The following is a 7,620-nucleotide window of genomic DNA, read 5'->3' as shown; positions in this document are numbered from 1 at the left end:
GCGTTCGGCCATGCTCGCCTATCAGACCTTCGCGCCAAACCGTCGGCAAGGCATCGCACGGGAGGCGTGCATTGCCGTCATGGATCATCTCGTCTCGGTCCACAACCTCGCGCGGTTTGTGGCGGAGATCGATACGCTCAATGTAGCTTCCAGAATGCTCCTGGAATCCCTGCATTTTCGACAGATCGGCCTGAAAAGAAATGCGGATCATTTCAAAGGACGATCAAGCGACGAATTCACCTACGAGCTGCGGGTTGAACGCTGATCATTTTGGCCAGCGCTACACCACCATGGGCGACATGGTCGACTGCTGGGCAAGCAGGTCGGCAACCGTCTCCAGGCTTGCCGAAAGCGACGCGTGATCAGGGGCAGCTCCCAGCCCAAGCCGCACGGCTTCAGGCGCCGGACCCGTGACTGAAAAGGCGTCGCTGGTGACGACGCCGATCCCGGCCGAGCGCAAGCGCGCGGCAAAATCGCTGCGGTTCCAATGGCCGGGAAGCTTGAGCCAGACATGGACGCCCTCGGGGTTGGCCTGAACCAGCTTTGCCGGCAGAATGCTCGACACAATGGCCTGGCGCTGCCTTGCCTCGGCCCTGATCGCTGCCAGGACGGAGAGGGCAACGCCATTTTCGATCCAGCGCGTCGCGACAGCCGCAGTCAGCGGCGAGGCCATGCCGGCTGTGGCGCGGATCGCGCCTGCCAGATGGGCTGTGGTGCGCCCTTGCGGGACCACCACATAGGCTATGCGCAAAGCCGGTGCCACGCATTTGGCGAGGCCGGCGATGTGGTAGACGATGTCGGGCGCAAGTGCTGCCAAGGTCGCCGCCGGATGGACTGGCAGGGCGCCGTAGGCATCGTCCTCGACGATCAGCACATTGTACTGGCGCGCGATCGAAATGATACGCTCGCGCCGGGCAAGCGACAGCGTCGCCGTCGTCGGGTTGTGCAGCGTCGGCGTACAATAAAGCAGTTTCGGCGCGCGTTCGCGGCAGATTTCCTCAAACGCGTCTGGAACAAGGCCTTGCGCGTCCATCGTGACAGCGGCGACCGCGATGCGCTGATGCTCGGCAACTGCCAGCAGGCCGGGATAGGTCAGTGCCTCGGCACAGATCGTCTCGCCAGGTGCTGCCAGCGCGCCGATCAGCGCCAGCAGCGCGCCCTGGGCGCCGGGACAGACCATCAAGCGGCCAGGGCCGATGTCGCCGAGGCGGGGCGCGAGCCACATGGCACCGGCGGCTCTGTCGCGCGACGTGCCCCCGGCCTCCTGATAGCGCATCAGAAGGTCGAGCCCGTCGCCGGCTCTGAGTTCGGTGATGCCGTCCCACATCTTGGCCGCCAGTTCGGGATCATTGAAACGCGGCGGCAGGTTCATGCTCATGTCGATGATGCCGGTGACCGCAGCCGACGCACCTACCGGGCGTTGTGCCCGGACATAGGTGCCCTGGCCGACGCGTCCCTCGACCAGCCCGCGCTTGCGTGCCTCGGCATAGGCGCGGCTCACGGTCGTGAAGTCGATGCCGAGCTGGTCGGCGAGCGTGCGCTGGGGCGGCAGGCGAAATCCGGCAGGCAGCCGGCCCGCCGCGATATCGGTCGAAAGGGCGTCTGCAATTGCCAAATAGAGCGGCCCGCCGGCCTTCGAGACAGAAGGTGACCAGGTTGTTGTCATGACGTTGCAGGCTCCATCACCATTTGCTCCATATATATGCACAATGTATGGTGATGACCACTACCTTTGCCTGTCAGGCAGGCAGGTGCCGTGTGCGTCGATCGCATCACTTTTTTGTTTCGGTCTCGGGCCAGACAATGCATCGACGCCGGGATCGCGCGGGAATAGGCTCGGCGTCGCTTGGTCGTCACAAGGCAAAATCAGATTAGCCGATGCTCGCTGCAACGGCCCGCATTGGTCCTTCCACCAAAGACGACCTGCCACCGGACGCAAACGGCTCGAATTCAATCGAAGAAGGAGACTGGTCATGCCATCGGTAAAGAATATCGTTCTGGTCCACGGCGCATGGGGCGATGCCTCGCACTGGCGTCACGTCATTCCGCTGCTCCACGCCAAGGGCTACAAGCTCGCCGCGGTACAGAACCCGCTGACGTCGCTGGCCGACGATATCGAACGCACCACCAAGCTCGCCGCCGCCCAGGACGGACCGACGCTGCTGGTCGGCCACTCCTATGGCGGGGCGGTGATCACCGGTGCGGGTCATGCGCCAAACGTTGCCGGGCTGGTCTATATCGCTGCCTTCGCGCCCGATGAAGGCGACAGCCTGGGCAGCATCTTTGCCCGGCGCGAGCCACCGTCAGGTGCCGCAAGCATCCGCCCCGACAAGGACGGCTTCCTGTGGCTGGCCCAAGACAGCTTCCGCCAGAGTTTCGGCCAGGATCTGAGCGAGACCGATGCTTTGGTGATGGCGGTGACGCAAAAGCCGATATCCGGGCGCTGCTTCGAGGACAAGTCGGGGCCGGCGGCATGGCACAGCAAGCCGAGCTGGTATCAGGTCTCAAGCCGCGACCACATGATCCCGCCCGAGACCGAGCAGTGGATGGCCGACCGCATGAAGACGCGCAAGACCATCACACTTGACGCAAGCCACGCCTCGCTGGCTTCGCATCCCAAAGAGGTTGCCGCGCTGATCGATGAGGCGGCAAAGTCGTTTTAGGCGATGGCCCGCACGCCTGCGCTGCTGCGTAGCCGTGCGGGCGGCCAAAAGTGCCGCACCCCGCGACCATGCCTTTCCACCGCAAAATCTGAGTTTGCCGGTTTAAAGCCGCAATCCGCAGGCTATTCCTTGCAGCTTCCCGATCAATCTGATTCCCTGAGCCAGTCCGATTCGGGCAGGGGCGCTGCGCAGGAAACGGAACCATGAGCACTTCCAAGAAACCTGAAATCTCGGAAATGAGGCCGAAGCTGACCGTTATCGGTGTCGGCGGCGGCGGCGGCAACGCCGTCAACAACATGATCACCGAGGGCCTGGAAGGCACCGAGTTCATCGCCGCCAATACCGATGCCCAGGCGCTGACGATGTCGAAGGCCACAAGGCTGGTCCAGCTGGGCGCTGTGGCGACCGAAGGCCTGGGTGCGGGCTCGTTGCCCGAGATTGGCCAGGCCGCGGCTGAAGAATCGATCCACGAGATCATGGACCAGCTCGCCGGCACGCATATGTGCTTCGTCACCGCCGGCATGGGCGGCGGCACCGGAACCGGTGCTGCACCTGTGATCGCGCGCGCGGCGCGGGCGGCGGGCATCCTGACCGTTGCGATCGTCACAAAACCCTTCACCTTCGAAGGCAAGCGCCGCATGCAGATGGCCGAGCAGGGCATCGAGCTTCTGCGCCAGGCCGCTGATACGGTAATCGTCATTCCGAACCAGAACCTGTTCCGCATCGCGACGGAAAAGACGACCTTTGAGGATGCGTTCGGCATGGCCGACCGGGTTCTTTATTCGGGCGTCAGCTGCATCACCAACCTCATTACCAAGGAAGGCCTGATCAATCTTGACTTCGCCGACGTGAAGACGGTGATGCGCGACATGGGCCGCGCCATGATGGGCACCGGCGTGGGCAGTGGCCAAGACCGGGCCAGGAAGGCAGCCGAGGCCTCGATCGCCAATCCGTTGCTCGACGAAAACTCGATGAAGGGCGCCAGGGGTGTTCTGGTCTCGATTTCGGGCGGCATGGACATGACGCTGTTTGAGGTCGACGAAGCAGCCACCCGCATTCGCGAAGAGGTCGGCGACGATGCAGATATCATCGTCGGTGCCATTTTCGACAACTCGCTCGAAGGCCAATTCAAGGTGTCGGTTGTCGCGACCGGATTGGCCGCGCAGAACTCGCAAGGTGAGCCGGTCGTCAACATGCGCGGCGAACCAGCACCGTTTCAGTCCATGCACTAAAGCGCGCGCAAAGGACGCTCTAGCTCTTGGAACTGAACAAGGCGGGCGCACCCTGTCGCCCGCACGCAACTTCGCCTGTCCGAGGTTGAGAGTTAGCCGAGCAAGGTCCGCGTCAGCGCGTGGTTCTTGTCGGCCAGGCCGTCAATGACGCTGAAATGGTGACGGTCGGGCTCGACCACGGCATTGGTCGCAGCGCCAAGCCCGGTCCAGATATTGGCGAGAAGCGCGTTCTGGCGCAGGAATTCGGCACGCTCGCCACCGCCGACCCAGCAGGTAATGCGGGCATTTTCCATCGGCCGCAGCAGTGCGGGGCTCTCAGTCAGCGCCTCGGCCTCGTCGACCTTGAGCGTCGCGTTCATGCCCGTGCGCATCAGCGGGCGCAAGTCGTGCACACCTGATAGCGACACGACATGGCGAATGCGGCGCTGAACGTTGGGCGCAAGCGGCGTGTTAGCGCAAATCATCCGGCTGACAAGGTGCCCGCCGGCAGAATGACCTGTCAACACGATCGGGCCATCGACCATCTCGGCGGCCTTGGCAATGGCGGCGCCGATTTCCTTGACGATGTTGCTGATGCTAACTTCCGGGCACAGCGTGTAAGACGGCATCGCCACAGCATAGCCGCTGGCAACCGAGCCGGCAGCAAGATGCGACCAGAAGCTCTTGTCGAGCGCCATCCAGTAGCCGCCATGGACGAACACCACGAGCCCCTTGGGCGTACCTTCCGGCATGAACAAGTCGAGACGGTTGCGCGGCTTGTCGCCATAGGAGATGTCGAGCTTTGCCCGACCTGTCGCCGACAACTCGTCGCGAAATGTCTGTGCCGGCTCGACCCACGCCGCTGGCCAACGGTCGCCGCCGGCGATGTTTGCGCCATTGGTGTAGGCGTTGTCCCAATTGGCGATGTGATGTTCGAGCACTCGRCACCCTCCCTGGCGGCACGTTCAGGGCCATAGCAATGGCCAGCACTCTTCATGCCGTCAATGGGTCAGGGCCAAAAACTTTATGCTTGAAATAATTTTGGTCTGGTGCAATTCTCACCCCATCAGTCGAGAGCGTGGGAGGTCTCGCTGTGCCAAATGGCGGTCGCATCTTCGATCGCAACGGGTGCCGCAGCACATGCTGGATGGCCAGCCCGGCGTCGGCGCAAAGCCTCTCCGCAAGTTACGCATTCCAACACACCCACGGCGACAAGTCCGTGGTGATGAGCATCTAGGGGACAGCTGCAGAATGCTTGGACCGTCAGCGCATATCGACACTTTCACGCGCGACAACCTTCCGCCTGAAGAGCAGTGGCCGGATTTCCTGCTCGACGGCTTCGAGTATCCAGAATACCTCAATGCCGGCGTCGAGCTAACCGACAGGCTGGTCGAAAAAGGCCTGGGCGACCATACCGCGCTGATCGGCAACGGCCGCCGCCGCACCTACAAGGAACTGTCCGACTGGACCAACCGCCTCGCTCATGCGCTGGTCGAAAACTATGGCGTCAAGCCAGGCAACCGCGTGCTGATCCGCTCGGCCAACAACCCGGCCATGGTCGCCTGCTGGCTCGCCGCCACCAAGGCCGGCGCTGTGGTCGTCAACACCATGCCGATGCTGCGCGCCGGCGAACTCACCAAGATCGTCGACAAGGCCGAGATCACCATCGCGCTCTGCGACACCCGTCTGATGGACGAGATGATCGCCTGCGCCAAGGACAGCCCGTTCCTCAAAAAGGTCATCGGTTTCGACGGCACCGCCAACCACGATGCCGAGCTTGATCGCGTAGCGCTCGACAAGTCCGTGATCTTCGAAGCGGTCAAGACCGGCCGTGATGATGTCGCCCTGCTTGGCTTCACCTCGGGCACGACGGGTGTGCCGAAGGCGACGATGCATTTCCATCGCGACCTGCTGATCATCGCCGACGCCTATGCCAAGGAAGTGCTTGCTGTCACGTCGGACGACGTTTTCGTCGGCTCGCCGCCGCTGGCCTTCACCTTCGGTCTCGGCGGCCTTGCCATCTTCCCGCTGCGCTTTGGTGCTGCAGCGACCCTGCTCGAGCAGGCAACGCCGCCCAACATGGTCCATATCATCGAGACCTATAAGGCGACGATTTCGTTTACCGCTCCGACCGCCTATCGGGCGATGCTGAAGGCGATGGATGAAGGTGCGGACCTGTCGTCGCTGCGCGTCGCGGTTTCGGCCGGCGAAACCTTGCCGGCGCCGGTGTACGAGGAGTGGCTGGCAAAGACCGGCAAGCCGATCCTCGACGGCATCGGCGCCACCGAGATGCTGCATATCTTCATCTCCAACCGCTTCGAGGACATGAAGCCTGCCTCGACCGGCAAGCCGGTCGGCGGCTATGAGGCGCGCGTCGTCGACAGCGACATGAACGAGGTGCCGCGCGGCACAGTCGGTAAGCTCGCCGTGCGCGGTCCAACCGGCTGTCGTTACATGTCCGACGACCGACAACTCGAATATGTCCGCGATGGCTGGAACTTGACTGGCGACGCCTTTTACCAGGACGCGGACGGTTTTTTCCATTTTGCCGCCCGTTCCGACGACATGATCGTCAGCGCCGGCTACAATATCGCCGGTCCAGAGGTCGAGGCGGCGCTGTTTGCGCATCCTGAAGTCGCCGAATGCGCGGTCATCGGCGCCGAGGATGGCGAGCGCGGCCAGATCGTCGAAGCCTATGTCGTGCTGGTGCAAGGCGTGGCCGCGGATGCCGAGACCATCAAACGCCTGCAGGACCATGTCAAAGCAACGATCGCGCCCTATAAGTACCCCCGATCGGTGAAGTTCATCGATGCCCTGCCCAAGACCCAGACCGGCAAGATCCAGCGCTTCCGGTTGCGCGCGGAGAAGATGAATTGAGCAAGCCATACGATCCCTCCACCGAGGGCGCACAGATGTCGTTCAAGGACCGCATGTCCTACAGCGACTATTTGCATCTCGAAAAGATCCTCGACGCCCAGGCGCCGCTTTCGACCGCTCACGACGAGATGCTGTTCATCATCCAGCATCAGACCTCCGAGCTGTGGATGAAGCTCGCCCTGCACGAGATCGGCTCGGCGATCCGCTCGATCCGCGCCGACAAGCTCGAGCCGTCCTTCAAGATGCTGACGCGCGTGTCGCGTATCTTCGAGCAGCTCAACAGCGCCTGGGACGTGCTGAGGACGATGACACCGAGCGAATACACCGAGTTCCGCGACTCGCTCGGCCAGTCCTCCGGCTTCCAGTCGTGGCAATATCGCGCCATCGAATTCATGGCCGGCAACCGCAACCTGGCCATGCTGCGCCCCCACGCGCATCAGCCTGAACTCAGCGCAAAGCTGGAAGCGGTGCTCGCCCAGCCATCGCTTTATGACGAAGCGATTTTGCTGCTTGGCCGCAACGGCTTCGATGTCGGGGCCGACGCCAAGCAAACCGACTGGCGCGAAACCCGCACCGAAAGCGAGGAAGTGCTGGTCGCCTGGCAGGCGATCTACCGCGATCCGCAGCGCTACTGGATGTTTTACGAACTGGCCGAAAAGCTGGTCGATTTCGAGGATTACTTCCGGCGCTGGCGCTTCAACCACGTCACCACGGTCGAACGCATCATCGGCATGAAACGCGGCACGGGCGGCACGTCGGGCGCTTCGTATCTAAAGAAGATGCTGGAGGTTGAACTGTTTCCTGAACTCTGGAAAGTTCGCACCCGGCTCTAAAGCTATTTTTTCTATATTGAAAACACTGGGAGGGAG

At 62.5% G+C, this 7,620-nt stretch carries 7 protein-coding genes; 5 read left to right on the top strand and 2 right to left on the bottom strand.

What is annotated here, in order from left to right; genetic code table 11:
* Positions 1-265, top strand: a 265-nt coding sequence (locus tag AC1DUU_RS17625; RefSeq protein WP_476784700.1) for a GNAT family N-acetyltransferase, incomplete at its 5' end; no start/stop codon positions are given.
* A 15-nt stretch (positions 266-280) separates the two neighbouring features.
* On the opposite strand, the gene AC1DUU_RS17620 is transcribed toward AC1DUU_RS17625, so the two are convergent.
* Positions 281-1,666: an aminotransferase-like domain-containing protein gene (locus tag AC1DUU_RS17620; RefSeq protein WP_476784699.1), complete on the bottom strand. Its 1,386-nt coding sequence runs from the start codon at positions 1,664-1,666 to the stop codon at positions 281-283.
* Between the two features lie 307 nt (positions 1,667-1,973).
* On the opposite strand from AC1DUU_RS17620, the gene AC1DUU_RS17615 reads away from it, so the two are divergent.
* Together AC1DUU_RS17615 and ftsZ are read left to right on the top strand one after the other, a co-directional pair.
* Complete coding sequence (locus tag AC1DUU_RS17615) at positions 1,974-2,663, top strand: alpha/beta hydrolase (protein WP_476784698.1); 690 nt, start codon at positions 1,974-1,976, stop codon at positions 2,661-2,663.
* A gap of 203 nt (positions 2,664-2,866) precedes the next feature.
* A complete protein-coding gene (gene ftsZ / locus AC1DUU_RS17610) occupies positions 2,867-3,895 on the top strand; it encodes a cell division protein FtsZ (protein ID WP_476784697.1) in 1,029 nt (342 codons plus the stop codon).
* 92 nt (positions 3,896-3,987) lie between these two features.
* On the opposite strand, the gene AC1DUU_RS17605 is transcribed toward ftsZ, so the two are convergent.
* On the bottom strand, positions 3,988-4,626 hold the full coding sequence (locus AC1DUU_RS17605) for an alpha/beta hydrolase (protein WP_476784701.1): 639 nt from the start codon (positions 4,624-4,626) through the stop codon (positions 3,988-3,990).
* Positions 4,627-5,125: 499 nt separating this feature from the next.
* On the opposite strand from AC1DUU_RS17605, the gene AC1DUU_RS17600 reads away from it, so the two are divergent.
* Positions 5,126-6,751: an AMP-binding protein gene (locus tag AC1DUU_RS17600; RefSeq protein ID WP_476784696.1), complete on the top strand. Its 1,626-nt coding sequence runs from the start codon at positions 5,126-5,128 to the stop codon at positions 6,749-6,751.
* The gene (gene kynA / locus AC1DUU_RS17595; RefSeq protein ID WP_476784695.1) at positions 6,748-7,584 is read left to right on the top strand and encodes a tryptophan 2,3-dioxygenase; all 837 of its coding nucleotides are present in this window, start codon (positions 6,748-6,750) and stop codon (positions 7,582-7,584) included. Before AC1DUU_RS17600 ends, kynA begins: the two co-directional genes overlap by 4 nt.
* The last annotated feature ends 36 nt before the right edge of the window (positions 7,585-7,620 follow it).

This window comes from Aminobacter sp. P4_H6_2 (assembly GCF_056400805.1).
Note: the sequence above shows the minus strand (reverse complement) of the source record. Positions and strands in the feature narration are given on the sequence as shown.